The organism is Streptomyces hainanensis (assembly GCF_004348415.1).
GTDB classification, from domain to species: domain Bacteria; phylum Actinomycetota; class Actinomycetes; order Streptomycetales; family Streptomycetaceae; genus Streptomyces; species Streptomyces hainanensis.
The window spans coordinates 1-24,961 of the sequence record NZ_SMKI01000046.1 but is presented as its reverse complement, the minus strand read 5'-3'; the positions used below and the strand labels follow the sequence as shown (position 1 = coordinate 24,961).

17 protein-coding genes are annotated in these 24,961 nt (G+C 74.8%); 9 read left to right on the top strand and 8 right to left on the bottom strand.

The genetic code is table 11. The features are described 5' to 3' along the window. Positions 1 to 59: 59 nt before the first annotated feature. The 3 genes from E1283_RS06535 (at position 60) to E1283_RS06525 (ending at position 3,487) form a co-directional block, all read left to right on the top strand. A complete protein-coding gene (locus tag E1283_RS06535) occupies positions 60 to 899 on the top strand; it encodes a DsbA family protein (RefSeq protein ID WP_132816933.1) in 840 nt (279 codons plus the stop codon). A gap of 154 nt (positions 900 to 1,053) precedes the next feature. Then, positions 1,054 to 2,112, top strand: a complete 1,059-nt coding sequence (locus E1283_RS06530) for a C40 family peptidase (protein ID WP_132816932.1) — start codon at positions 1,054 to 1,056, stop codon at positions 2,110 to 2,112. A 97-nt stretch (positions 2,113 to 2,209) separates the two neighbouring features. Continuing rightward, positions 2,210 to 3,487 (top strand): hypothetical protein, encoded by a 1,278-nt coding sequence (locus tag E1283_RS06525; RefSeq protein ID WP_132816931.1) that lies wholly within the window; start codon positions 2,210 to 2,212, stop codon positions 3,485 to 3,487. Here the strand turns inward: E1283_RS06525 and E1283_RS06520 are convergent. Together E1283_RS06520 and E1283_RS06515 are read right to left on the bottom strand one after the other, a co-directional pair. Further along, positions 3,471 to 3,746 carry a hypothetical protein gene (locus E1283_RS06520; protein WP_132816930.1) on the bottom strand — a complete coding sequence of 92 codons (276 nt, stop codon included), beginning with the start codon at positions 3,744 to 3,746 and terminating at the stop codon, positions 3,471 to 3,473. The genes E1283_RS06525 and E1283_RS06520 overlap by 17 nt on opposite strands. Then, on the bottom strand, positions 3,743 to 5,056 hold the full coding sequence (locus E1283_RS06515; RefSeq protein WP_132816929.1) for a PspC domain-containing protein: 1,314 nt from the start codon (positions 5,054 to 5,056) through the stop codon (positions 3,743 to 3,745). Before E1283_RS06515 ends, E1283_RS06520 begins: the two co-directional genes overlap by 4 nt. Before the next feature lie 133 nt (positions 5,057 to 5,189). On the opposite strand from E1283_RS06515, the gene E1283_RS06510 reads away from it, so the two are divergent. After that, a complete protein-coding gene (locus tag E1283_RS06510; protein ID WP_132816928.1) occupies positions 5,190 to 6,551 on the top strand; it encodes an ATP-binding protein in 1,362 nt (453 codons plus the stop codon). Next, on the top strand, positions 6,548 to 7,219 hold the full coding sequence (locus tag E1283_RS06505; RefSeq protein ID WP_132816927.1) for a LuxR C-terminal-related transcriptional regulator: 672 nt from the start codon (positions 6,548 to 6,550) through the stop codon (positions 7,217 to 7,219). The genes E1283_RS06510 and E1283_RS06505 overlap by 4 nt, the downstream gene beginning before the upstream one ends. A 22-nt stretch (positions 7,220 to 7,241) precedes the next feature. Here the strand turns inward: E1283_RS06505 and E1283_RS06500 are convergent, their stop codons facing one another. Next, entirely contained in the window at positions 7,242 to 9,749 is a 2,508-nt protein-coding gene (locus tag E1283_RS06500; RefSeq protein WP_425086138.1) for a SpoIIE family protein phosphatase, read from the bottom strand. A 79-nt stretch (positions 9,750 to 9,828) separates the two neighbouring features. Next, complete coding sequence (gene guaA / locus E1283_RS06495) at positions 9,829 to 11,403, bottom strand: glutamine-hydrolyzing GMP synthase (protein ID WP_132816934.1); 1,575 nt, start codon at positions 11,401 to 11,403, stop codon at positions 9,829 to 9,831. A gap of 313 nt (positions 11,404 to 11,716) precedes the next feature. On the opposite strand from guaA, the gene E1283_RS06490 reads away from it, so the two are divergent. After that, on the top strand, positions 11,717 to 11,992 hold the full coding sequence (locus E1283_RS06490; protein WP_132816925.1) for a chorismate mutase: 276 nt from the start codon (positions 11,717 to 11,719) through the stop codon (positions 11,990 to 11,992). A gap of 608 nt (positions 11,993 to 12,600) precedes the next feature. Then, complete coding sequence (locus E1283_RS06485) at positions 12,601 to 13,626, top strand: LPXTG cell wall anchor domain-containing protein (protein ID WP_132816924.1); 1,026 nt, start codon at positions 12,601 to 12,603, stop codon at positions 13,624 to 13,626. 122 nt (positions 13,627 to 13,748) lie between these two features. Here E1283_RS06485 and E1283_RS06480 read toward each other — a convergent pair whose 3' ends face one another. The 4 genes from E1283_RS06480 to E1283_RS06465 form a co-directional block, all read right to left on the bottom strand. Further along, positions 13,749 to 15,323: a succinic semialdehyde dehydrogenase gene (locus E1283_RS06480; RefSeq protein WP_132816923.1), complete on the bottom strand. Its 1,575-nt coding sequence runs from the start codon at positions 15,321 to 15,323 to the stop codon at positions 13,749 to 13,751. Positions 15,324 to 15,391: 68 nt separating this feature from the next. Further along, positions 15,392 to 18,061, bottom strand: coding sequence for a protein kinase family protein (locus E1283_RS06475; RefSeq protein ID WP_132816922.1), 2,670 nt, complete (start codon positions 18,059 to 18,061; stop codon positions 15,392 to 15,394). A 99-nt stretch (positions 18,062 to 18,160) separates the two neighbouring features. Continuing rightward, positions 18,161 to 20,119, bottom strand: coding sequence for a serine/threonine-protein kinase (locus E1283_RS06470; RefSeq protein ID WP_243744640.1), 1,959 nt, complete (start codon positions 20,117 to 20,119; stop codon positions 18,161 to 18,163). Positions 20,120 to 20,243: 124 nt separating this feature from the next. Beyond that, positions 20,244 to 21,950 carry a glycerol-3-phosphate dehydrogenase/oxidase gene (locus E1283_RS06465; protein WP_132816920.1) on the bottom strand — a complete coding sequence of 569 codons (1,707 nt, stop codon included), beginning with the start codon at positions 21,948 to 21,950 and terminating at the stop codon, positions 20,244 to 20,246. 223 nt (positions 21,951 to 22,173) lie between these two features. Between E1283_RS06465 and E1283_RS06460 the strand changes: the two genes are divergently transcribed. Together E1283_RS06460 and E1283_RS06455 are read left to right on the top strand one after the other, a co-directional pair. After that, positions 22,174 to 23,397 (top strand): nucleotide sugar dehydrogenase, encoded by a 1,224-nt coding sequence (locus E1283_RS06460; protein WP_132816919.1) that lies wholly within the window; start codon positions 22,174 to 22,176, stop codon positions 23,395 to 23,397. A gap of 62 nt (positions 23,398 to 23,459) precedes the next feature. Beyond that, complete coding sequence (locus E1283_RS06455; protein WP_132816918.1) at positions 23,460 to 24,935, top strand: alkaline phosphatase PhoX; 1,476 nt, start codon at positions 23,460 to 23,462, stop codon at positions 24,933 to 24,935. Positions 24,936 to 24,961: the final 26 nt, after the last annotated feature.

The window sequence follows — 24,961 nt, the reverse complement described above, 5'->3', positions numbered from 1 at the left end:
GGGTGGGGGAGGAACGCCCGAGACACCCGCCCCAGCGAGGACCGCTTAGGCTGGACCGCATGCCCGTCTCCCGCAGCAGGAAGCCGAAGAACGGCCGGCCGGCCTCGGCCAGGCCGACGGCGGCCAGGCCCGCGGCGGCCAGCCGCCCCGCGCCGGTCAGGTTCGGCGTGGCGATCCTGGCCGCACTGCTGGTGTGCGCCCTCGTCATCGGAGCGGTGGCCGCCCTCGGCGGAGGCGGCGGCAACGGCGGCAGCGGCAGCGGCGGCGGCGGTGCCGACGGGAGCGGCCAGGACCAGTCGCAGAACGGCTCGGAGGAGAATCCGGCCGCCGCCCTGGAGCGGCGCGACGCGGATGATCCGTACGCGCTCGGCGAGGTCGACGCGCCCGTCGTCATGCTTCAGTACACCGACTTCCAGAGCGCGTTCGACGGCTCCCACGCCCGTGACACCCATGACCGGCTGGTCCAGGAGTTCGTGGACTCCGGCGTGCTCCGCATCGAGTTCCGGCAGTTCCCGATCAACGGCCCGGAGTCGGACGCCGCGGCGCGCGCCTCGTGGGCGGCCGGGCAGCAGGGCAGGTTCTGGGAGTTCTACCGGCTCGCGCTCGGTGAGGAGTTCCACCAGAACAGCGGCAGGTTCGCCGAGGACCGGCTGCCGGAGCTGGCGGAGCAGGCCGGCGTGCCGGACGTGGACCGGTTCCTGGCCGACATGGAGTCGGACGCGGCGACCGAGACGCTGACCAGGGACAGCGAGGAGGGGCTGAGCCTGGGGGCGAGCACCGCCCCCTCCTTCCTGGTCAACGGCCGGCCGTTGCTGGGGGCGCAGCCGCTGGAGCAGTTCGAGGGCGCCATCCAGCAGGCGGTCGACGCGGCCGACGAGGCCGAGGCCGCCGGAAACTGACCCTCCCACCACCGATCAGTTCCGCACACACTGCGAAACCATTCCGTCACGCGCCTGCTCAACTCCCGCCGCCATTCAGGGGAATCCAGGTGATTGCCATCAATCCCGGTCGTATGGCCGGTGAGGCCGTCGCCGACGTTTAGCGTCCTGGGCCATGGCTCACCATCGCAGGAGACTCTGGCGTCCTTCCGCCGCGTCGGTGTATCGAAAACCCATCCGCACGGCGGCCACCACCCTGACCCTGGCCGGCGCGGCCAGCGCGCTCGGCGGCGTGGCGCTGGCCGACCCGCAGCCCAGCACGGGCGAGGTGCGGGACAGGGTGGAGGCGCTGCACCACGAGGCCGAGGTGGCCACCGAGGAGTTCAACGCGGCCACCGAGGCCGCCGGCGAGGCGCGCCGCGAGCTCGACCGGCTGACGGACGAGGCCGCGCGCCGCGCCGCCGAGCTGAACCGCGTGCGGGACGCGCTGGGTTCGCAGGCCAGCGCCGAGTACCGGGCGGCCGGCCTGCCGGCCAGCGTGCAGCTCGCGCTCTCCAGCGACCCGGACGAGTTCCTGGGCCGCGCCGCCCAGGTGGGCCGCAGCGGCGACCGGCAGGCCAGGGCGCTGCTCGGCGTCCAGGAGCAGCTGCGCGAGGTGGAGCGGCTGCGCGCCGAGGCCGAGGGGCAGGCCGCCGCGTTGGAGGAGGCGGAGCGCGACGCCCGCGCGCAGCGGGAGCAGGTGGAGACGCGGCTGGCCGAGGCCGAGCGGCTGCTCGCCACGCTCAGTGAGAGCGAGCGCGCCGCCGCCCTGGCCGAGGAGGGCGCGGGCGCCGTCCGGGCGACCGCACCCGCCGGGGCCCCGGCCACGCTGCCGGCCGCGCCGGGCCGGCGGGCCGCGGCGGCCGTCGCGTTCGCCTACGCCCAGCTCGGCAAGCCGTACGGCTGGGGCGCCACGGGGCCGGACGCCTACGACTGCTCGGGCCTGACCCAGGCGGCCTGGGCCGCCGCCGGCGTCTCGCTGCCGCGCACCAGCTACAGCCAGGTCGACGCCGGCGCCCGGGTCCCGCGGAGCGCGCTGCGCCCCGGCGACCTGGTCTTCTACTACTCGGGGCTGAGCCATGTCGGGATGTACGTGGGCGACGGCCAGATCATCCACGCCTCCCGACCCGGCACCCCGGTGCGCCTCGCCCCGGTCGACTCGATGCCCCTGGTGGCCGCCACCCGGCCCGGCTGAGGCGGTGCCGCGGCCCGGCTAGGCTGAGGGGGGTACCGGGTCGGTGCCGCCGGGTGGGTGGCACCGGGCAGCGCGAGGCAGGGGGCAGGGGAGCACAGTGGCCGTCGAGGCGTCCCGTGGCAGCAGCGCGGCAACCCGGCACACACGTGGTTGCACGTGCGGCGACTGCCCGGTGGGCGCCGGCCCCGGGTACCGGCAGGCCGTCGCGGCGTTTCGCGGCCGGCGGGACGAGTTGGCGGCCGGCACCGGGATACCGGAGGCCGTGGCGTACTCCCCCGAGGCCACCAGGCAGTGGATATCGGACGAGTTGACGCGCTCGGCCCACGAGGTCTCGGAGCGCGCCAGGCTCGCCGGCTCGGTCTGGTTGACGCGCTCGGCGGTGCGCAGCCTGGTGGTGGTGTGGTCGGCGGTGGTGGCGTTGCTGCTCGGCCAGGCGCTGACGGCCGTCGGCACCGGCTGGACGCTGCCCCGGACGGCGGGTCTGCTGGCCGCCGTGCTGCTGGCGGTCCCGCTGTCGCTGGCGGCGTGGCTGCACCGGGCGAGGGGCGGGGTGTTGGCCCCGCTGGTCGGCGAGGACAACCGGCTGTCGACGTCCCGGGCGGTCTCCGCCGGCTGGCTGCTGCTGGCCGGCTACGCGGTGCTGGTGCTGGCGATCACGCTGGCGGGCACGACCGGGGCGGCGGAGCGTGACGCGCTGCTCGGCGGCTTCGACCTGGCGCACGGCGGTGGCCTGTTGACGGCCGTGGCGCTGTCCTGCGCGGTGACGGTATGGGTGCGGCACACGGTGGCGACCCGGGTGCGGGGCTTCCGGATGCAGAAGGTGCGCGCGGCCCGGCCGCGGGCCACCGACCTGCTGACCGACGACGGCCGCCGCGGCAGCTTCCCCGACACCCAGTACGTCCTGGTGAACGCGGCGGCGCTGGCGCTCGCCGCGACCCGTCTCGCCCGGCACCCCGGCGAGTTGCCGAACCTGCCGTGGGCGGTGGCGCTGCTGGTCGCGGTGTCGGCGCTGACCTATCTGGCGGCCAAGTACACGGAGGGCGGCCGGCCGGTGATCCAGTCGATCGTCCGGGTGCGGGAGCCCGGCGACCTGCACGCGCCGATCCGGCACGGGGACGAGTTGGAGATCCGCGGTTCCGGCTTCGTGCCGGCCGGCGCCGAGTCGGCCGACCGGCTGGCGGAGACGGTGGTGCGGATCGGCGGGGTGCATGTGCCGGTGCCGCTGGTGCCGGTGGCCGGCGGGTTCAGCAACCCGTCGGACACCCGGCTGACGGTGCCGGTGCCGGCCGAGCTGGACGCGGGCCGGGTGGACGTGCAGGTGATCACGGCGGCCGGCACCGAGTCGGGCCGGTACGCGATCACCGTGGCGGACTGACCCGCTCGGCACCCTCGCCGCCGGCCACGGCCGGCTCGTCCCGGCCGCACCGCCGCGACGCGCGGTTGTGCCGCGCGGCCACGGTGACCATCGCCACGGCGGCGGCCAGCAGCAGCCCGACGCCGGGCAGGGCGAGCAGCGCCGGCACCGGCACGGACACGTCGTCGTCGAGGGCCCGTGCCAGGTGGATCACGGCCACCAGCAGCAGGGCGAGGCCGAGCACGAGCCGGGCCGGTTCGAAGCGGTGCCGCCTGATCATCGGGACTCCTCGGCGACGCGCTGGACGGACAGGTGGCCGATGCCGAGCTCCAGGTCGAGCTCGATGGTGCCGCCGGGTTCCACGCCCGGCTCCGGCTCGTAGGTGTGGGTGCCGCTCACGTCGATCCCCCCGTTGAACTCGTCGATCCTGGTGAGCTCGCTGTCGTCGTTCAGCGGCTGGTAGGTGAAGGCGCCGATGGTGATCTCCTCGCGCACCACCACCGTGACGTCGAGCGGCACCAGCACGGTGACCTGCCCGGCGCCGGCCTCGACACGGGTGCTGAGGCGCTCGTCAGGCGCGACCGCCAGGGCGGACAGGTCGAGTTGGGCGTCGGCGCTGCCGAGCTCGTAGCCGGGGCGCAGCTGGTCGGCCGAGGTCACCCGCCAGACGGGCGTGCTGACGCTGGTGGTGATGTTGTCGGGCAGCACGGAGGCCGCGCCGAGCAGCACGCTGGTGACGATGACCGCGGCGACGGTGCCCGCGCCGAGCCGGCCGCGGAAGGCGCTGAACACCAGGCCGAGGCCGAAGACCGCGAGGGCCGAGGCGAGGCCGACGGAGAGCGCGGCGCCGAGTGGCTGGCTGCTCCAGGCGATGGCGGTGCCGGCCGCGCAGGCGCCGAGGGCGAGCAGCAGCACCAGCGCGCTGAACGGCCACTCGCGGGGCTTGGCGGGCGGCGGTGGGACGGGCGGGCCGCCCTCCATGGGCGGCCGGGCGCCCGGCACGGTGCCCGGCGCGTAGTCGCCCGGCCTGGCGTCGGCCGGGCCCCACAGGTAGCCCTGGTCCTGCCGGGCGGCGGCGCCCTGCCACCAGGAGGGGCCGAGCGGCGCCGGCGGCGCGTGCGCCTCGGGGGGCGCCTCGGCGACGACCTGGGCGACGCCCTGCGGGTTCATGGTGACGGTCTCGTCGCCGCGCCGCCTCGACCAGGAGGCGACGCCGGCGAGGGCGCCGAAGACCAGCACGGAGAACCAGGCGACCCCGCCGTCGTCGCCGATGGTGGCGAGCAGCAGCCCGCAGCCGGCGACGATGAACAGCAGCGCGGTGAGCCCGGGGCCCTCGACGCGGCCGGAGAGCAGCCGGCGGCCCTCGTGCTCCTCCTCCCGCTCGAACGGGATGAGCAGCCAGGCGAGTCCGTAGGCGATCAGGCCGACGCCGCCGAGCACCGAGAGGATCGCGACCGGCACCCGGAAGATCACCGGGTCGAGGTTGAAGTAGCGTCCGAGACCGCCGCAGACTCCGCCGACGACCTTGTGGCGGCGGCTGCGGGCCAGCCGTTCTTCCGGCGCCACCGGCGCGGCCGCATGCTCTGTCATGCTCACCATGGTGGCGGCCGGCTGGCGGCGACGGTATCCGGGGCTCCCCGGAGTCGTCCCTGAGGCGCCGCCGGGAGGATCCTGCGGGTACACCCTGATGTCAGGAGGGGGTGCGGCATGTGACGATCGAGGCATGACCCCCGCACCACCTCCGGCGCCGCCCGCCGCCCAGGCCGAGGCGGCGTCCGTCGCGGCGCCCGCCGGCCGGCCGGGCGCCGGCGTCCCTGCGCCGGAGGAGCCGCCGCTGCGCAAGCTCTACCGCAGCGCGGACGGCCGCTGGCTCGGCGGGGTCGCGCGCGGCCTGGCGGGCCATGTGGGGCTGCCGGCGTCCTGGGTGCGGCTCGCGTTCTTCGTGCTGGCCATGGCGAACGGCCTCGGCGTGGTGCTCTACGGCCTGTTCTGGTTCGTGGTGCCGCTCGGCGTGCCGGAGCGGTCGGAGACGGCCGCGCCGCCCCGCCGCCGCCGGCACTGGAAGCTGGCCAGGCTGCACCGCCCGCACCGTCCCGACAAGCGGCAGCTCGCCGCGTTCCTGATGATGGTGTGCGCGCTCTCGGTGCTCGGCGTGAACATCCAGGTGCCGATCTCGGGCGGCTATCTGTGGCCGCTGCTGATCATCGGCACCGGCGCGGCCGTGGTGTGGCGGCAGGCGGACAACGCGAGCCGGGCGCGCTGGGCGGCCGCCACCAAGCGGAGCCGCTGGTGGCCGCTGGCGCGCGGCGCGGCCGGCGCCACGCTGGTGATCAGCGGCATCGTGGTGTTCGTCGTGGGCCTGGGCCCCGGCTCGGCGGAGAGCCTGAGCGTGGCGGCGCAGGCGTCGGTCGCCGTGGTGGTGGGCATCGCGCTGCTGCTCGGCCCCTATCTGGTGCGGGTGGTGCAGGAGTTGTCCGAGGAGCGGACGATGCGGATCAGGGCCCAGGAGCGGGCCGAGGTCGCCGCGCACGTCCACGACTCGGTGCTGCACACCCTCACCCTGATCCAGCGGAACGCGGAGAACTCCCGCGAGGTGGCCAGGCTGGCGCGCGCCCAGGAGCGGGAGTTGCGGGCCTGGCTCTACAAGTCCGCGGAGCCGTCGTCCCCGGCGGCCGAGTCCGAGGACGAGGAGCCGCGCACCTTCGCCGAGGCCGTCCGCGCCACGGTGGCCGAGGTCGAGGACCACCACGGGGTGCCGATCGAGGTGGTGTGCGTGGGCGACTGCCCGGTGGACGAGGCGCTGGGCGCCCAGCTCCAGGCGGCCCGTGAGGCGATGGTGAACGCGGCCAAGTACGGTGGCGAAGGCGGCCCGGTGCGGGTCTTCGCCGAGGTGGAGGGGCGCACGGTCTTCGTGTCGGTCCGCGACCGCGGCCCGGGCTTCGACCCGGACGCGGTGCCGGCGGACCGGATGGGTGTGCGCGAGTCCATCATCGGCCGGATGCGACGGCACGGCGGCACGGCACGGGTCCGGTCGACCCCGGGCGAGGGCACAGAGGTGGAGCTGACGATGGAGCGAGCGGAATGACAGCAGAGCGACATGCCCGGGTGGTCCTCGTCGACGACCACCGGATGTTCCGCGCCGGGGTGCGCGCCGAGATCGGCGAGACCGAGACGACCGGCGTCGAGGTGGTGGGCGAGGCGGGCGACGCCGACCAGGCCGCCACCGTGATCAAGGCGACCAGGCCCGACGTCGTCCTCCTCGACGTGCACCTGCCGGGTGGCGGCGGGGTGGAGGTGCTGCGCCGCTGCGCCTCCCTGACGTCCGCGGCCGAGCGCTCGGTGCGCTTCCTCGCCCTGTCGGTGTCCGACGCGGCGGAGGACGTCATCGGCGTGATCCGCGGCGGCGCGCGCGGCTACGTCACCAAGACCATCACGGGCACCGACCTGGTCGACGCCATCTTCCGGGTCTCCGACGGCGACGCGGTCTTCTCCCCCCGGCTGGCGGGCTTCGTCCTGGACGCCTTCGCGTCCTCCGACGCCGCCCCGGTCGACGAGGACCTGGACCGGCTGACCCAGCGCGAACGCGAGGTGCTGCGGCTGATCGCCCGCGGCTACGCGTACAAGGAGGTCGGCAAGGAGCTGTTCATCTCGGTGAAGACGGTCGAGAGCCACGTCTCGGCGGTGCTGCGGAAGCTCCAGCTCTCCAACCGCCACGAACTGACCCGCTGGGCCACCGCGCGCCGCCTGGTCTGAGCCGCTGGGTGCGCGTCCGGTGTCAGGCCGCGACCGCCTCGGGGGTGTGGCGGACGTCGAGTTCGGCCCAGATGGTCTTGCCCTCGCCGACGTAGCGGGTGCCCCAGCGGCGCGCGAGTTGGGCGACCAGGAAGAGGCCGCGGCCGCCCTCGTCCAGGGTCCTGGGGTGTCGCAGCCGTGGCGAGGTGCTGCTGGTGTCCGCCACCTCGCAGGTGAGGACGGACTGCCGGATGAGCCGCAGCCTGACCGGGCCGCTGGCGTACCGGATGGCGTTGGTGACCAGCTCGCTGACCAGCAGCTCCGCGGTCATGGTCAGGTCCGTCAGGCCCCAGCGCGAGAGCTGTCTCCCCGCCTCGGCGCGGGCGTTCGCCACCACGGCCGGGTCGGAGGGGAACTCGAAGGAGGCGACCCGTTCGGCGGTCAGCGCGTGGGTGCGGGCCAGCAGCAGGGTCACGTCGTCGAACGGCGGGCCGCCGCCCAGGCGCTCCGTCGCCGCCGTGCACAGCTCGTCGAGCGGCCGTTCCGGCCGTGCCAGGGCCTGCCCGAGGCGGGACATCCCGGCGTCGATGTCCTGGTCGGGTGACTCGACGAGCCCGTCGCTGTAGAGCGCGATCAGGCTGCCCTCGGGGAGCTCGATCTCGGCCGGCTCGAAGGGCAGCCCGCCGAGGCCCAGCGGGGGCCCGGCCGGGAGTTCGGGGAAGGTGACGTCGCCGTCGGGGGTGACGATGGCGGGTGGCGGATGCCCCGCCCTGGCCAGCGTGCACCGCCGGGTGATCGGGTCGTAGACGGCGTACAGGCAGGTGGCGCCGAGCACGGTCGCGGCGGCGGCGGCCTGGTCGCCCGTCTCCTCCTCGATGACCCGGATCGCCCAGTCGTCGAGGTGGGCGAGCAGTTCCTCGGGCGGCAGTTCCATGTCGGCGAGGGTGCGCACCGCCGTCCGCAGCCGGCCCATCGTCACGGCCGCGGTGACGCCGTGCCCCACCACGTCGCCGACGACGAGGGCGGCCCTGGCCCCGGAGAGCTGGATCACGTCGAACCAGTCGCCGCCCACGCCCCCTCCCCCGTCGCGGGCCTGGGCCGGCAGGTACCGGGACGCCACGTCCAGCGCGATCCCCCCGATCAGCCGGCTGGGCAGCAGGCTGCGTTGCAGGGCGAGCGCGGCGGCCCGTTCCCGGCTGTAGCGGCGGGCGTTGTCGACGCACACCGCGGCCCGGTCCACCAACTCGCGGGCGAGCAGCAGGTCGTCCGACACGAACGGGGCGGGATTGGTCGACCGCAGGAAGATCGCCTGCCCCAGCGTCACGCCCCGGGCCCGCAGGGGGACGACCAGCAGCGAGTGCAGGCCGAACTCGCGCATCGTCCGCGCCCGCTCGGGGTAGTCCCGTGCCCACGTCTCCTCGTCGGGGTCGAGCGAGGGGATCAGCATCGCGTCGCCGTCGACGAGGTACCGGCTGTCGTGGTGGGGCGGCAGGAAGCCGACGTGCTCGCCGAGCCTGTCGACCGCCTCGGGGGTCCCCTCGCGCACCGACCGCAGGCCGCAGCGCCGCATCAGGGGGCTGGTGTCGACGGCCTGGACGGTCGGCTCGTCGCCGTGCAGCACCGGCTCCAGCAGGTCGACGGCGGCGAAGTCGGAGAGCCGGGGAACGGCGACGTCGGCGAGTTCCTGCGCGGTGCGTTCGAGGTCCAGGGTGCTGCCGATCCGCACGCTGGCCTCCTTGATCAACGCCAGGCGCTGCCGTGCCTCCCACCGGTCGGTGACGTCCATGACCAGGTAGCACACGCCCCGCACCCGGTCCTCGTCGTCGACGAGCGGGAAGAACGAGCTGGAGTAGGCGTGCTGGCGCCGCGGATCGGCCCAGCTCCACCCCGTGTACTCGTGGTCGATCAGCGGCGTGCGGGTGTCCCGCACCTCGGCCATCAGCCGCTCGAGCTCCTGGGCGTCGAGGCCGGGCAGCAGGTCGCTGAGCCGGCGGCCGAGCCGCTGCTCGCGCGGCACGCCGCCGGCGCGTTCGAGGGTGTCGTTGAGCCACACGTAGCGCAGCTCCGTGTCCATCACGGCCATGCCGATCGGCGACCGGGTGAGGAGCCCTTCGAGCAACGACCCGCTCACGGTCTGCGACGGGTTCCGCTCGCCCGCGGAGACGAGGAAGCACTCCCGGCCGTCGAGCGAGAAGGGCGGGGAGACCCGCAGCTGGGCCTCGACGTGCCGCCCGTCCCTGGCCCTCACGATCGCCGTGCCGGCCCAGCTCGCCCCCGTGCGGCACCGGCGGGCCACGGCCGCCGCCCGCACCCGGTCACCCGGCGCCGTCAGCAGCGTGGCGGCGGAACGCCCCACCACCTCGGCCGCCGGATAGCCGAGCAGCTCCTCCGCCGCCCGGGTCCAGCCCACGACGATGCCGCCCGGGCCGATCACCACCGTGGCGGCGTTCGCCACCTCGAGCGGCCCAGGGCTGCCCCGCGGGGTGAACCCGAGTTCGGACTCGGGCCGAGCCTCGTCGGACGCCACCGATTCCTCCTGCCCACGTCGCACCACGTCCATGGTGCGCCCGCGGGCCGGGACCTGCTAGCCGGCGGCCGGCCGGCCGCCGGGTGGCCGGCCGCCGGGGCCCCTACTCCCACTCGATGGTGCCGGGCGGCTTGCTGGTGATGTCGAGGGTGACGCGGTTCACGTCGCGCACCTCGTTGGTGATGCGGTTGGAGATCCTGGCCAGCAGGTCGTAGGGGAGCCGGGACCAGTCGGCGGTCATGGCGTCCTCGGAGGAGACCGGGCGCAGCACGATCGGGTGGCCGTAGGTGCGGCCGTCGCCCTGGACGCCGACGCTGCGGACGTCGGCCAGCAGGACGACCGGGCACTGCCAGATGTCGCGGTCGAGGCCGGCGGCCGTCAGCTCCTCGCGGACGATCGCGTCGGCGTCGCGCAGGATCTCCAGGCGGTCCCTGGTGATCTCGCCGACGATGCGGATGGCGAGGCCGGGGCCGGGGAACGGCTGGCGGTGGACGATCTCCTCGGGCAGGCCGAGCTCCCGGCCCACCATCCGTACCTCGTCCTTGAACAGCTTGCGCAGCGGCTCGACCAGCTCGAACTCGAGGTCCTCCGGCAGGCCGCCGACATTGTGGTGGGACTTGATGTTGGCGGTGCCGGTGCCGCCGCCCGACTCCACCACGTCCGGGTAGAGGGTGCCCTGGACGAGGAACGCCACGTCCTCGCCGACCGCGCCCGCCTCGGCGACCAGCTCGGCCTGGGCCTGCTCGAAGACCCGGATGAACTCCCGGCCGATGATCTTCCGCTTCTGCTCCGGGTCGGAGACCCCTGCCAGGGCGGCGAGGAAGCGCTCCGCCGCGTCGACCACCACCAGCTTGACGCCGGTCGAGGCCACGAAGTCCTTCTCGACCTGCTCGGTCTCGCCCTTGCGCATCAGGCCGTGGTCGACGTAGACGCAGGTCAGCTGCTCGCCGATGGCGCGGTTGACGAGGGCCGCGGCCACCGCCGAGTCCACGCCGCCGGAGAGCGCGCAGATGGCCCGCTTCTTCCCGACCTGGGCGCGGATCGCGGTGACCTGCTCCTCGACGATGGAGCCGGTGGTCCAGGACGGGGTGAGCCCGGCGCCCCGGTAGAGGAAGTGCTCCAACACCTGCTGGCCGTAGGTGGAGTGCAGCACCTCGGGGTGGTGCTGCACGCCGTAGAGCCGCCGCTCGTCGTTCTCGAAGGCGGCCACCGGGACGGTGTCGGTGGCGGCGGTGACCGTGAAGCCCTCGGGGGCGGCGGAGCAGGCGTCGCCGTGCGACATCCACACCTGCTGCTCGGCCGGGGTGCCGTCGAAGAGCGTGGAGGGCTTGCCGACCACGCTCAGCACGGTGCGCCCGTACTCGCGGGCGCCGGTGTGCTCGACGGTGCCGCCGAGCGCCGTGGCCATCAGCTGGAAGCCGTAGCAGAGGCCGAGGACCGGCACACCCGCGGCGAACAGCGCCGGGTCGATGCCCGGGGCGCCCTCGGCGTAGACGGACGAGGGACCGCCGGAGAGGATGATCGCGCGTGGCTTGCGGGCCAGCATCTCGGCCACCGGCATGGTGGACGGGACGATCTCGCTGTAGACGCGGGCCTCGCGCACCCGGCGGGCGATGAGCTGGGCGTACTGGGCCCCGAAGTCGACGACGAGGACCACGTCCGTGTCCGAAGCGGTCATGTCGGGGCCGGCCGGGTCTGCCACGTGTGCCACGAAGCTGCTGCCTTTCTTCACCATCCGGCGCTGCGTGCCTTCCGGCGGTGGAACCGAGGGGGGTGTGCCACCGAGTCTAGATGGCATACTCGGAGGCGTGCTTCGCGATGTGCCCCGCAGCCCGCTCTTTACCTACGGCACCGGCCCGGCCGGCTGCCACGGGACGCGCTGCGCACCGCACTGACCAGCGACTTTCCCACGCGCCCCGGGCCCCATGAGCGGCGGCCCGGGGCGCGCGTCATTGCCGGCCGTCCTCGCCACACGAGGAGATCGATCGGACATGGACACCACCGAAACCGGCACCACCAGCGACCACGGGCGACTGATCGACGAGGCGCGGGGGCGGATCGACGCGCTCGACGCCCGCATCATCGAGCTGGTCAGGGAGCGCGTGGGGGTCTCGGAGGGGATTCAGCGCGCCCGGATCGAGGCCGGCGGCCGACGCCTGCAGCTGACCAGGGAGAACGACATTCTGCGCCGCTACCACGAGCAGTTGGGCGAGCCGGGCACCCGGCTGGCCATGACGCTCCTCGAACTGTGCCGCGGTCGCGCCTGACTGCGCCCCTGTGCGGCGAGTCACCCGTACGGAGCGTGACCGGTGCCGCGCCGGCTTCGTTGAAGGCAGTGTCCCCGGGGCGAAGAGACGCACCGGCCCTCCGCGGTGTGGCGAGGGTGGGTGCGTCGTGGGACCTCGCTCCGGTGCGGTGGCCGGACGGCAGGGGACAGCAGGCCGGTCACGACCTCGGGCGGCCGGTTCCCGGGACGCCGGGGACCGGCCGCCGTGCTCTTGCGGGATCGCCTCCGCATCCCGCACGATGCAGTGAGAACCGAAGACGAGTTGGCGGATCAGGCGTACCCCCCTCCAATGGTCCGACCAACGGCAGCGGTGTCTACCCCCCGGGCACTGCCGCACAGCACCGGGCGCCGCCCTGTCGCCCGTGCTGAGAGAAGGGGCCCCGGCCGGGATGGCCGGGGCCCCTTCGTCGTGTTCGGCTTCGGCTTCGGCTTCGTCGTGTTCGGCGCGGCCCGGCGGCCAACTTCAAACACACCGTTTCCGTTTCGTGACCACAACTGACACAACTCTTTCCGCTTGTGGTCAGTCGGAACAGGTGCATCACGACATCCCCCCACTCACGACAGCACCCACCTTTCGAGAGGGCCCAGATGAAGCTCCGCCGGGCACTGGCCGCCACCGCCGCCACCGCCGTCCTGGCTCCCGCCGCCCTGCTGGCGACCGCGAGCGCCGCGCAGGCGACGGAGGGGGAGCCCACCCCGGGGGTCACCGGGGAAGAGGTGGTCACGGAGTCCCCGGACGCCACGGAGACCGAGACCCCGGCCCCGAACGCCACCGAGACCGAGGCGCCCGCCGAGGAGACACCCGCCGAGGAGGGCGCCGAGGAGCCGGGCGACCTGGAGCCGAGCGCGCCGGAGACCGAGGCCCCCCAGACGGAGGCACCCGAGACCGAAGCGCCGGAGACCGAGGCGCCGGAGGAGCCCGAGGCCCCCGAGGAGCCGCTGCCGGGCGAGGAGGAGTGCGTCGACTGGTCGCTGGACGCGCCCGTCGCCACCGAGCTGATCGGCCTGCCGTCCACGGTGGTCGCCGGCGAGTGGTCCGAGTTCACCTACCGGATCACCAACACCCTGGACGAGCCGGTCGACGCGCTCCACGCGTTCGTCGCCGCCGAGGCCGTCGACACGAACGCGAGCTGGGACGACTCCTGGTTCGAGCCCGAGCTCGAGTGGTTCGTGGACGGCCAGTGGGTCACGATCGAGGACGAGTTCGGCTACTTCGGCAGCACCGACGCGCTGGCGCCCGGTGAGTACGCGGAGGCCCGGATGCGGCTGCGGGTGCCCGCCTCCGCCGAGGGCTTCGGCTGGGCCATGACCTCCGGCGTGTACGTGGACGCCGACGGCGTCTGCCAGGACTCCGACTGGAACGTCTACGAGTTCGACGTGGTCGCCCCCGGCGCCGACGTCGACGAGCCGGACGACGCCGTGGGCAGCGGGGTCGGCGGCAACCGCCCGGCGCCGCAGGGCGGCCTGGAGCAGATCCCGACCAACGGCCGGCTGGCCGAGACCGGTTCCGACTCCCGGCTCCCGCTGTTCGCGCTGGCCGGCGCGACGGCCGTGGCGCTCGGCGTCGGCACCATGGTCACCGTCCGCCGCCGCCAGAACGGCGCCGCCGCCTGACGGCAGCGCCTCACCGACCGAAGGGGTCCGCTCCCAATCCCCCGGGGGGCGGGCCCCTTCGCCGTGCGCCGGCCCGGGCGCCCCGGCGGGCCGCTCACGGCCCGGGCGCCCCGGCGGGCCGCTCAGCGCATCCGCAGCGCCTTCATGACCCGCAGCGCGCGGTTCAGGAACGCCGCGTAGCCCCGGTCGTCGAGGCCGAACGCGGGCCCCATCGGCACCAGTCGCTGCTCGGCCACGGACTGGGACTCGGTGTACTTGAGTATCCCCTCCGCGCCGTGCCGCCTGCCGAGCCCGGAGTCGCCCATGCCGCCCATCGGCGCTCGGACGCTGCCGTACGCCGCCGCGTACGCCTCGTTGACGTTGACGGTGCCGGTGCGCAGCCGGGCCGCGAGCCGCCTGGCGCGCCTGGCGTCCCGTGACCAGACGCTGGAGTTCAGGCCGTAGGGCGTGGCGTTGGCGCGGTCGACGGCGTCGTCCTCGTCGGTGAACCGGTAGACCGAGACCACGGGTCCGAAGGTCTCCTCCGCGCACACCGGCATCTCGGGCGTGACGCCGTCCAGCACCGTCGGCTCGTAGAAGTACGGGCCGAGGTCGGGGCGGGCCCGGCCGCCCGCGAGCACGGTCGCGCCGCGCGCCACCGCGTCCGTCACGTGCCGGGTGACGGTGTCGAGTTGGGCCTGCGAGACGAGCGAGCCGACGTCCGTGCCGTAGTCGAGCGGGGCGCCGAGCCGCAGCGCGGCGGTGCGGGCCACGAACCGGCGCAGGAACTCGTCGGCGACCGCCTCGTGCACGTACAACCGCTCCATGGAGACGCACAGTTGGCCGGCGGACGAGAAGCAGCCGCGCACCGCGCCGGCCGCCGCCCGGTCCAGGTCGGCGTCCCGGAGCACCAGCATGGCGTTCTTGCCGCCCAGCTCCAGGCTGACGCCGATCAGCCGGGCCGCCGCGCCCCCGGCCACCTCGCGGCCGGTACGGGTGGAGCCCGTGAAGGTCACGTAGTCGGCGTGCCGCACCAGCAGTGGGCCGACGACCGGCCCGTCGCCGAGCACCACCTGCCAGACGTCCTCCGGCAGCCCGGCCTCCACCAGCAGCCGGCGCGCCCACAGGGCGGTCAGCGCGGTCCTGGTGTCCGGCTTCATCACCACCGCGTTGCCGGCGACCAGGGCCGGCAACACGTCGCCCGCCGACAGTTCCAGCGGGTAGTTCCACGGCGAGATGTGCCCCACCACCCCCCGCGGGTGGCGCAGTTCGCGGACCCGGGTGAGCACCGGGAACGCGCCGGGGCGCCGGCGCGGCCGCAGGTAGCCGGGGGCGGCGCGGCCGTAGTGGCGGGCGGCGGCCAGCACGGCCTGCACCTCCTCGTGCGCGTGCAGCCTGGCCTTGCCGGTCTCCAGCTGGATCAGGTCGAGCACCTCGCCCTGCCGGCGGAGCAGCAGGTCGTGGAGGCGCAGCAGCACGGCGGCCCGCTGCCGCACCGGGCGCGCGGCCCAGGCGTGTTGGGCGGCGCGGGCGCGGTCGAAGGCGGCGGAGACGTCGTCCGGGGTGGCGATCGGCAGCTCGGCGAGCGGCTCACCCGTCAACGGGCTGTGGACGGTGGCCGGTTCGCCGCCCGGCACGCCGTGGGTCAGCCGCGCCACCAGCTCGGGGGTGACCACGCGGGCGGCGCGGGCCCGCGTCTCGGACAGCGGAGTCGTCATAGCCGGAGGGTACGACCGGGCACCGGCCACTGCCTACCGGCCGGTAACACCTTTCGTGCGGTGGCGGCTCAGCCGCCGGCCCGGTAGCTGCCGGAGGTCACGTCGGAGATCTCGGCCAGCCGGTCGCGCTCGCTGGCCGGGCCGCGCACCATCACGATGTGGTACGAGCCGTTGACCAGCAGCACCCGGTTGTACGCGAGGACGTCCACGCCGTCCTCGCGCCAGCCGAACACGCCGTCGGCCATCCGCACGTTGCCCACCCGGGTCTCGATGAGCCCCGACTGGGTGGAGTACTGGTAGGCGCGCTGGGCGGCCAACTCGGGCTGCCCGTTGAGCTGGTAGTCCATCGGCTCGTCGCCGAACTCCTCGGCGCCGTCCCGGCCGGCGACCACCAGGATCTCCAGGTCGCCGTCGCCGTAGATGATCTGGGCGTTGCCGTTCGGCCCCTGGCGCTGCCAGCCGTCGGGCACGGCGAGGGCGAAGCCGGCCTCGTCCTCGACGGCGCCGAAGCCCTCGGGCGGCGGGGCGGGCTCCTGGTCGCCCTCGGCCGGCGACGGCTCGCTGTCGCCCTCCCCGTCGGGATCGGCCGCCTGTCCGCTCTCCCCGGCCGTGGGCTCGTCGGCCGGATCCTGCTCGCCGGCGGGCGGCGCCTCGGCCTCCGGGCGGCCCTCGCTCGCGTTGCCCTCGTTCGACGCCGGCCTGGTGTCCGGCTCGTCGGACATGAACGCCAGCACGTAGGCGACGGCACCGGCCAGGCCGAGCATCACCAGGGAGATCAGGGCTCGGCCGAGGCGGCGCGGGCTCCGCTGCCCCCGCTGGCGCGGGCGGCGGCGCGGACCCACTATCTCGCCGCGGCGGCGCAGGATCGGCAGCCGGCGGGGGTCGGAGGGACGCCCAGGCTCGAGCGCGGGCGGCGGCGCGGTCGCGGTGCCCCGGCCCACCTCGGGCTCGGGGGCGCTGCGCAGCAGCGAACGCAGCCAGCCGCGCAGTTCCTCGGCGCGCGGCCGCTCGGTCGGGTCCTGCCGGAGCAGCGACTCGATCACGGGGCGGAGCGCCCCGCACTCCTCGGCGAACGCCGGCTGCTCGGCGCAGACGGCCTGGGCGAGCTCGGCGGCGCTCTCCTCGGGGTAGGGCGGGTGGCCCTGCACCACGCGGAAGAGCAGGGCGCCGAGGGCCCAGAAGTCGGCCGCCGGGCCGACGGGCGGGGCCAGCCGCCAGTGTTCGTACACCGGGCCCGCCTGCTCGGGCGCCCAGCGCTCGGTGACGGCGCCGACCGTCATGATGCGCGCCTGCCTGGCGCGCTCGGCGGCCAGCGCGCTGTCGGGGCCGCGGTACCGCTCGACGGCCTCGGCGGCCGCCGAGTGCGGTGCGTACGCGAGCTGCGGCCGCGGCTCCTGGTGTTGCTGGGGCAGCCGCACCTGGGGGATCTGCTGCGAATGGTGCGCGGGCTTCGGCGGCGGCTCCCACCCGGAGCGGGCCGCCGGCTGGTTCGGGTGGCCCGCGCCCGGCAGCTCGGCCGGCGCGCCGCCGCGCCGGGCGGCGCCGGCCTGGGTGCCGGCGCGGTACGCCGCGATGGCGCCGCTGCGGGCGGCGCGCTCGGCCGCGGCCCGCTCGGCGGCGGTGGGGGCGTCGCCGCCCTCGAAGTCCCAACTGCTCGGCAGCCCGTCGCCCTGCGGCGGCTGGCCGCCCTGGCTGCGCATCCTGGCCACCAGATCGGCCGCCGGCTGCTCGCCGTTGCCACCGCGCTGCCAACGCCGGTACGCCTCGGGCCCGGGACTCTGCGGCCCCTCCCGGACGAACCCGGGCGGCGGCGCGCTGACGGCCAGCGGATCGACATGCTGCCCGCCGCCGTTACCCGGCCACGGGGTGTCCTGGGGTGCGCCCGGCGCCTCGGCGCCCTCGGGCGCCCAGGCGAGCCCGGGGCCTGGCGGGCCCTGATCCGTCTGGAAGGTCTGGGGAGGTTGCGGCGCCTGGGGCGGCTGGTGGGCGTGCGGGAGCTGGGCCCCCTGGGTGATCTGCGGCAGGGCGCCGGTGCCCCAGTCGGCGCCGGTGCTCACCCGGGGCAGCTCCCCGGTCTCGGTGGGGTCGGCGGGGCGCGGCCCCGGCTCCCGCACGAACGTCTCCGGCACGCCGGGAGAGGGCAACGGGTCGTAGCCGCACAGCACTTCCTCCGCCGCCCCGGCCGCCAGGCCGGTCAGCACGGCGCGCCCGTCGTCGCAGATCAGCACGGTGCGCGTGGTGACGTTGCCGTGGGTCCAGCCGTGGGCGTGCACGATCCGCAGCGCGGCCAGCAGGTCGGCGGCCACCTCGGCCGCCCGGTAGGGGCCGAGCCGCTCCTCGGCCAGCACGGCGGCCAGCGGCCTCGCGGGCAGTAACTCGCTGACGATCCAGAGGCCGTCGCCCTGCACGAAGACGTCGAAGACCTGGTCGAGGCGCGGGTGGTCGGGCAGCCCGGCGGCGGCCGCGGCGGCCTCGACGGCCCGCCTGACCACCGGATCGTCGGGCACCCGGGTGGCGCGGTCGGCACCGGCTCCGCGCCCGCCGGCCGGCCGGCCCGGGTAGCCGTCGTCGTCGAGCGTCTCGGCGTCCACCACCTCGGGCAACGGAACCTGCCGCACCAGGACTTCCTGGCCGCTCGCCGTGTCGAAGGCCCGGGACTCGACGAACTCGAACTCGTCGGCGGGGGTCCTGGGGAGCCGGTAGCGATCGGCGAGTAGCCGACCCGTGTAGTGGTCCATGAAGCCTCCCCACCGCTCCCGCGCTCCGGGCACAACCGGTCTTCCACGATACGGGTCGTAGCCGCACCACGGCTACGGTCCGTCAACTCCAGTTATGGTTCAGTCCTGGGGTTGGAACGTCTGAAACGCCGTCTCGCGGAGCGTCTCGCAGCCGCTCTCGTCCCATGCGTCGGCGGCGCAGGTGATCATGATCGCGTAACCATGGTCGTCGTCGACCCGGAAGCCACGGTTCAGCACCCGGACCCGCTCGCCGTTCTCCGTGCGCTCGAACTCCCAGTCGGCGACGGTGGGATAGTCCCGCCAGCTCACCGTCTCGATGCCCAGCAGTTCGTAGTCGTTGCTGTTGCGGCGGACCGTCGGCTCCAACTCACGCCAGGACGCCTCGGCGTCCTCCCCCGGGCTGTCGGTGAAGTCCACCTGGAGCTTGGGGAGCCCGCCGGCCGACGCGCTGTATATGCCGCCCGAGTTCTGGCCGGCTATGCCGACGCGCTCCCAGCCCTGCGGCAACGATATCCGGAACCGGAAGTCCTCATCCACGATTTCGGCGTATCCGGCCGGGCCGCCGGGCTCCGCGTCCGGATCGGTCTCCGGCGAGGTGCCGGGGGGCGCGTCGCCCTCCTCCGCGCCGCCGTCGCCCTCCTCCTCGGCCGGCGTGGACGGCTCGTCGGCCGAATCGTCGCCCTGCCCCTGGTCCGGGTCCTGGTCGGTCTCGCCCGACGGCCCGTCAACGGGGTCGTCGGCCGAATCGTCGCCGACGTCCTGCGTCTGCTCCCCGCCGGCCGACCGGTCGTCCGCGCCGGCGTCGTCGTCCCCGCCGAGCGTCAGGGCGAGGGTGGTGCCGAGCACGGCGAGGAGGACGACCACCACGGCGGCGGCGATCAGTGCCCGGCGCCGCCGCTCGTCGTCCGCTCCGGCCGGCCCGACGGCCGGGGCGACGGCCGTCGCCGGTTCGCCCGGGTCGCGCCCCAGCTTGGCGAGCCCGACCACCACCGTGCGGTCGTCCGAGCGGTCCGGCTCGCGCAGCGCCGCGGTCAGCAGCTCCCGCGCGGCCGGCTCGTCGAGCCGCCCCTCCGGGTCCTTGACCAGCAGCCCGTTGATCACCTCGGCCAACGAACCGGCCTGGGTGGGCGGGGTGACCGGGTCGTGCATCACCGCGGCGAGGGTGGCGATCGCCCCGCCCTCGTCGTACGGCGCGCGGCCCTCCACGCAGCAGTAGAGCAGGGCGCCGAGCGACCACAGGTCGGCCGGCGGCCCAGGCGCCTGGCCCCTGGCCCGCTCGGGCGAGATGTAGGACGGCGCGCCGACCAGCATGCCGGTCGAGGTGATCGACGGGTCGCCCTCGACCTTGGCGATGCCGAAGTCGGTGAGCACGACGCGCCCGTCCTCGGCGGAGACGAGGACGTTGGACGGCTTCACGTCCCGGTGCACGATGCCGGCCGCGTGCGCGGCGCGGAGCACGTCGAGGATGTCGAGGCCGATCCTGGCCGCCTTCCGGGGCGGCATCGGGCCGTCGCGCCGGATGATGTCGGCGAGCGAACGGCCCTCGATCAGCTCCATCACGATCCACGGCCTGGCGCCCTCGTCCACGACGTCGTAGACGGTGACGACGCCTCGGCTGCGGATGGTGGCGATGGCCTTGGCCTCCCGCATGGTGCGGGTGATCATGCGCCGCCGCTCGGCCTCGTCGACGCCGGCCGGCAGCCGCAGTTCCTTCACGGCGACGCTGCGGCCCAGGACCTCGTCCGTGGCCTCCCACACCGTGCCCATGCCGCCGCGCCCGACGACGGACCCCAGCCGGTAGCGGCCGTTGAGCAGCCGGCCGCCTGACGCCTCGGCGGCGACGGCGGGACGCGGATCGTCCGTCTTCTCCCGGTCGGTGCGGCCCTCGCCGCGCTCCGCGCCGCCGTCGCCGGCGACGGCCTCGGCCCGCTCGCCCTCGGCCGCCGCGTCGCCGCCTCCGGCGGTGCCGGCGTCCGCCTCGGAAGCCGCGGCCCCCTCGCCGCCTCCGGCGTCGGCGGCGGCGCCCGCGTCGTCGGCGGTCGTCTGATCGTCTGTCACCGGCGCCCCGGTAGGCGTGATCCGGTCGGCTTCACCCTTGTCCTGCTGGCCCATGCGTCGCGTCCCCTCCGGCTTCCCCGGCCATTGTCACCCATCCGACCGACAGCCGGACGCGCGACGCCGCCTACAGCGGCACCGTGTCCGGCGCGCCGAGGCGGGCGGCGTCGGCCGTCTGGTCGTCGGGTTGCAGCTGCGACTCCCGCTCGGCCTCCACCCGCTTCTCGTAGTGCTGGACCTCCCGCGCCACCTGATCCGCCGTCCAGCCCAGCACCGGCGCCATCAGCTCCGCGCACTCCCGCGCGCTGCGCGTGCCGCGGTCGAACGTCTCGATGGAGATCCGGGTGCGGCGCGTCAGCACATCCTCCAGATGACGGGCACCCTCGTGCGAACAGGCGTAGACCACCTCCGCCCTGAGGTAGTCGTCGGCGGCCGGCAGCGGCTCCCCGAGACCGGGGTCGGCGGCGATGAGCTCCAGCACCTCCTCCGTCAACGCGCCGTAGCGGTGCAGCAGATGCTCGACGCGCGCCTGGTGCAGACCGAAGCGGGCCGCGAGCCCGGCCCTGGCGTTCCACAGGGCGTGGTAGCCCTCGGCGCCGGCGAGCCGCACCTCCTCCGTGCAGCAGGGGGCCACCCGCCGGTCGAGGCCGTGGACCGCGGCGTCGACCGCGTCCTTGGCCATCACCCGGTAGGTGGTGTACTTGCCGCCGGCGATGACCACGAGGCCCGGCACCGGATGGGCCACCGTGTGCTCGCGGGACAGCTTGCTCGTGGCGTCGGACTCGCCGGCGAGCAGCGGCCGCAGCCCGGCGTAGACGCCCTCGACGTCGTCCCGGGTGAGCGGCACGGCGAGCACCGAGTTGACGCGTTCCAGCAGGTAGTCGATGTCGGCGCTCGACGCGGCCGGATGCGCCTTGTCCAGGTCCCAGGCGGTGTCGGTGGTGCCGACGATCCAGTGCCTGCCCCAGGGGATGACGAAGAGCACGCTCTTCTCGGTGCGCAGGATGAGGCCGGTGGTGGAGTGGATCCGGTCCTTCGGCACGACCAGATGGATGCCCTTGGAGGCCCGCACGTGGAGGTGGCCGCGCTCGGCGATCATCGCCTGGGTGTCGTCCGTCCAGACGCCGGTGGCGTTGACGATCTGCTTGGCCCGGATCTCGTAACTGCCGTCCTCCTCCAGGTCCTTGACCTTGACGCCGACCACCCGCTCGCCCTCGCGCAGGAAGTCGGTGACCCGCGTGCGGTTGGCGGCGAGCGCCCCGTAGCTGGCGGCGGTGCGCACCAGCGCGGCGACGTAACGGGCGTCGTCCACCTGGGCGTCGTAGTACTGGAGGGCCCCCACCAGCGCCTCCTTCTTCAGGCAGGGCGCGATCCGCAGGGCGTGACGGCGGCTCAGGTGACGGTGGTGCGGCAGGCCGCGGCCGTGCCCTGACGAGGTGGCCATGGCGTCGTAGAGGGCGACGCCCGAGCCGGCGTAGAGGCGCTCCCATGCCCGGTGTTGGAGCGGGTAGAGGAACGGCACGGGACGCACCAGGTGGGGGGCGATCCGCTGGAGCAGCAGCCCGCGCTCCTTCAACGCCTCGCGGACCAGGGTGAAGTCCAGCATCTCCAGATAGCGGAGGCCGCCGTGGATCAGCTTGCTCGACCGGCTCGACGTGCCCGACGCCCAGTCCCTGGCCTCCACGATGCCGGTGGTGAGGCCGCGCGTCACGGCGTCGAGCGCGGTGCCCGCGCCGACCACCCCGCCGCCCACCACCAGCACGTCGAGCTCCCGTTCAGCCATCCGGGCCAGTGCCGTGGCGCGCTGTTCCGGCCCCAGTGCGGCTGTCTTCACGCCTGCCTCCCGATCGCGTCGTCTGATCGCGTTGCCCGCATCGCTTCGTCGAACGGCCGTCCGAGGGCCGTCATGATGTCCCTGCTCCGATACTCCCCCATTTCCCGTGATGTGGCGCGCCGTCTGTCCACAGGGGCGCCCAATACGCCATATCTTTCATATATGCCCCTAAGCTGACTTGCAGTCCGAAGGGGGGGCGGTAGGAAAGGGAGCGGTACCGTCTATGCCCGCTGATCTCGCCGTCCTCGGCCTGGGCCAGCCGAGTCTGCCCGCCGCCCAGGCCGCCACCGCCGCCGGCATCGACACCGTCTGCTTCACCCCCGACCTCCGGGCCGCGGCCACCCTCAACGCCGGCCGCCCGCCGGTCGACACCGCGCTCTCCACCCCCCAGCTCCGCCGGATGCTCGCCGCCGGGTTCCGCGCCGTCACCGATCCGGCCGTGCTCGGCCGGGTGCGGTCCGCGCTGATCTGCGCCCCGACCCCGCTGGGAGCCGGCGGCGCGCTCGACCTCCGCGGCGTGCGCGAGGCCGCGAGCGCGCTGGCGCCCCGGCTGCGGCCGCGCACCCTGGTGGTGGTGGAGTCGGCGGTCTGCCCGGGCACCACCGAGGAGGTGGTGCGCCCCCTGCTCGAACGCGGCTCCGGGCTCCGGGCCGGGCGCGACTTCCACCTGGCGCACGCGCCGGGGCGCCTCGACGCCGCGGACCGCGCGCCGGGTCAACCGCGCGTCATCGGCGGCCTGACACCCGCGTGCACCGAGGCCGCCGCCGCCTTCTACGGCCGGCTCACCGACCGCGTCGTCCGGGCCAGGGGGGTGCGGGAGGCCGAGGCCGTCAAGGTGCTGGAAACCAACCTCAGACACGTCACCACCGCCCTGGTCAACGAGATGGCCGTGCTCTGCCACGACCTCGGCGTCGACGTCTGGGACGTGGTGCGCTGCGCCGAGAGCCGACCGGCCGCGCTGCCCGCCGTCCGCCCAGGCCCCGGCGTGGGCGGCCACGCCGTCCCCATGGACCCCGGCCGACGACTCCCCCTGGTGGAGCTGGCCCAGCAGATCAACGAGCGGATGCCGCGCTACGTGACCCGGCGGGCCGCCGCGCTGCTCAACGAACACGGCAAGGCGGCGCGCGGCGCCCGCGTCCTGCTGCTGGGCGTCACCTACCGCCCCGACCAGCCGGACCAGGAGCGCGCCCCGGCCAGGGACGTGGCCTCCCGACTGCTCGGTCTCGGCGCCCAACTCGTCTTCCACGACCCGTTCGTCGCCGAGTGGCGGGTCTCCGAGCGGCCGATCCCGCGCGCCGAGTCCGTATACGAGTCGGCCGCGGCGGCCGACCTCACGCTGCTGCTCCAGCACCACGCCACCTACGACCTGCAGGGCCTGGCCGCCAAGGCGCAGCTGCTCCTCGACACCACGGGGGCCACCCCGGCCGGCGCCGCGCACCGCCTGTGACGCCTCGGCCCCTTCGCCCGCTGTTCAACCGGTCGTCGTCCACGGCGGCCATGGTGTGCGCTATGAGCACCGACACATCCCCTGAATCAGGCGAATCCCCCGAGGAGCCGGGCGGCCTCTCCCGCCGCTCCTTCGTCAGCCGCTCCGTGACCGCCGGCGCCGGCCTGACGCTCGCCGGCGCGGTCGGGGTCCTGGCCACCGCGCCCGGCGCCGTCGGCGAGCCGGGCCACGACCGGGGGCGCGGTCGCCGCGAGCCCGGCTACGGCCCGCTCCAGCACGACCCGGCCGGCATCCTCTCGCTCCCCGCCGGCTTCTCCTACCGCGTCATCACCCGGACCGGCGAGACCACGCTCGACACCGGCGAGACCACCCCCTCCAACCACGACGGCACCGGCTCCTTCGCGGGCTCGCGCGGCGCCCACCTGCTGGTGGTCAACCACGAGCTCGACGGCCCGCGCACCGACTGGGACCACCCGGTGCCGCTGGCCGAAGGACTGGTCTACGACCCGGCCGCGCCCGGCGGCTGCACGGTGGTCGAGGTCGTCGACGGCGGCGACCACGTCACCGAGTGGGTGGGCATCGCCGGCACCGCCAACAACTGCGCGGGCGGCACCACCCCGTGGGGCACCTGGCTGACCTGCGAGGAGAACGCCGACCGCGCCGGCGAGAACGGCATGACCAAGGACCACGGCTACGTGTTCGAGGTCGACCCCTACGACCGGGACGCCAACCGCTCCCCCAGTCCCGTCAAGGCGCTCGGCCGCTTCGAGCACGAGGCCGTCGTCGTGGACCCCAAGCGCGGCCACCTCTACCTCACCGAGGACGCCGACGAGCCCAACGGCCTCTTCTACCGCTGGGTCCCGCCGCAGGACTTCCGACACGGCCGCGGTCGCCTCGGCACCCTGGCCGACGACGCGGGCACCCTCCAGGCGTTCCGGTGCTACGACTCGCGCGGCCGGCTCGTCGACGACCTCTCCCGCACCACCAGGACCGGCACCGTCTACGGCGTCGACTGGGTGGACGTCGAGGACCGGGACGCCCGCGAGACCTCCATCCGCGAGCAGTTCGGCGAGCGCGAGATCACCCGGGCCCGCAAGCTGGAGGGCATGTGGTGGGGCGACGGCGGCGCCTACTTCGTCTCCTCCTACGCGCGGGACGAGAGCCCGGGCACCCCGCACGACGGCCAGGTCTGGTTCTACGACCCGAAGCGGCGCACCGTCACCCTCAAGGTGCGGCTCGGCGTCAACGCCGACCCGTCACGCGAGGGCCGCCTGGACGGCCCGGACAACATCACCGTCTCGCCCTACGGCGGCCTGATCATCGCGGAGGACGGCGACGGCCTCCAGCACCTGTTCGGTGCCACCGACGACGGCCGCACGTGGGCGCTGGCACGCAACGAGTTCAACATCGGCACGGCCGACGAGCCGGAGTACAGCGAGTTCACCGGCGTGAACTTCTCGCCGGACGGCGAGACGCTCTACGCGAACATCCAGGAACCGGGCATCCTGCTGGCGATCCGGGGCCCTTGGCACCGCTGACCGTCCCGGCCGGGGCTCTCCCCACC

Excerpts from the sequence above, each read along its gene's own strand:
- E1283_RS06520 (WP_132816930.1), bottom strand. The coding sequence starts at position 3,746 with ATGATCAGGCGGCACCGCTTCGAACCGGCCCGGCTCGTGCTCGGCCTC.
- E1283_RS06460 (WP_132816919.1), top strand. The coding sequence starts at position 22,174 with ATGCCCGCTGATCTCGCCGTCCTCGGCCTGGGCCAGCCGAGTCTGCCC.
- E1283_RS06490 (WP_132816925.1), top strand. The coding sequence starts at position 11,717 with ATGGACACCACCGAAACCGGCACCACCAGCGACCACGGGCGACTGATC.
- E1283_RS06485 (WP_132816924.1), top strand. The coding sequence starts at position 12,601 with ATGAAGCTCCGCCGGGCACTGGCCGCCACCGCCGCCACCGCCGTCCTG.
- guaA (WP_132816934.1), bottom strand. The coding sequence starts at position 11,403 with ATGACCGCTTCGGACACGGACGTGGTCCTCGTCGTCGACTTCGGGGCC.
- E1283_RS06510 (WP_132816928.1), top strand. The coding sequence starts at position 5,190 with ATGACCCCCGCACCACCTCCGGCGCCGCCCGCCGCCCAGGCCGAGGCG.
- E1283_RS06455 (WP_132816918.1), top strand. The coding sequence starts at position 23,460 with ATGAGCACCGACACATCCCCTGAATCAGGCGAATCCCCCGAGGAGCCG.
- E1283_RS06480 (WP_132816923.1), bottom strand. The coding sequence starts at position 15,323 with ATGACGACTCCGCTGTCCGAGACGCGGGCCCGCGCCGCCCGCGTGGTC.
- E1283_RS06475 (WP_132816922.1), bottom strand. The coding sequence starts at position 18,061 with ATGGACCACTACACGGGTCGGCTACTCGCCGATCGCTACCGGCTCCCC.
- E1283_RS06505 (WP_132816927.1), top strand. The coding sequence starts at position 6,548 with ATGACAGCAGAGCGACATGCCCGGGTGGTCCTCGTCGACGACCACCGG.
- E1283_RS06535 (WP_132816933.1), top strand. The coding sequence starts at position 60 with ATGCCCGTCTCCCGCAGCAGGAAGCCGAAGAACGGCCGGCCGGCCTCG.
- E1283_RS06530 (WP_132816932.1), top strand. The coding sequence starts at position 1,054 with ATGGCTCACCATCGCAGGAGACTCTGGCGTCCTTCCGCCGCGTCGGTG.
- E1283_RS06515 (WP_132816929.1), bottom strand. The coding sequence starts at position 5,056 with ATGACAGAGCATGCGGCCGCGCCGGTGGCGCCGGAAGAACGGCTGGCC.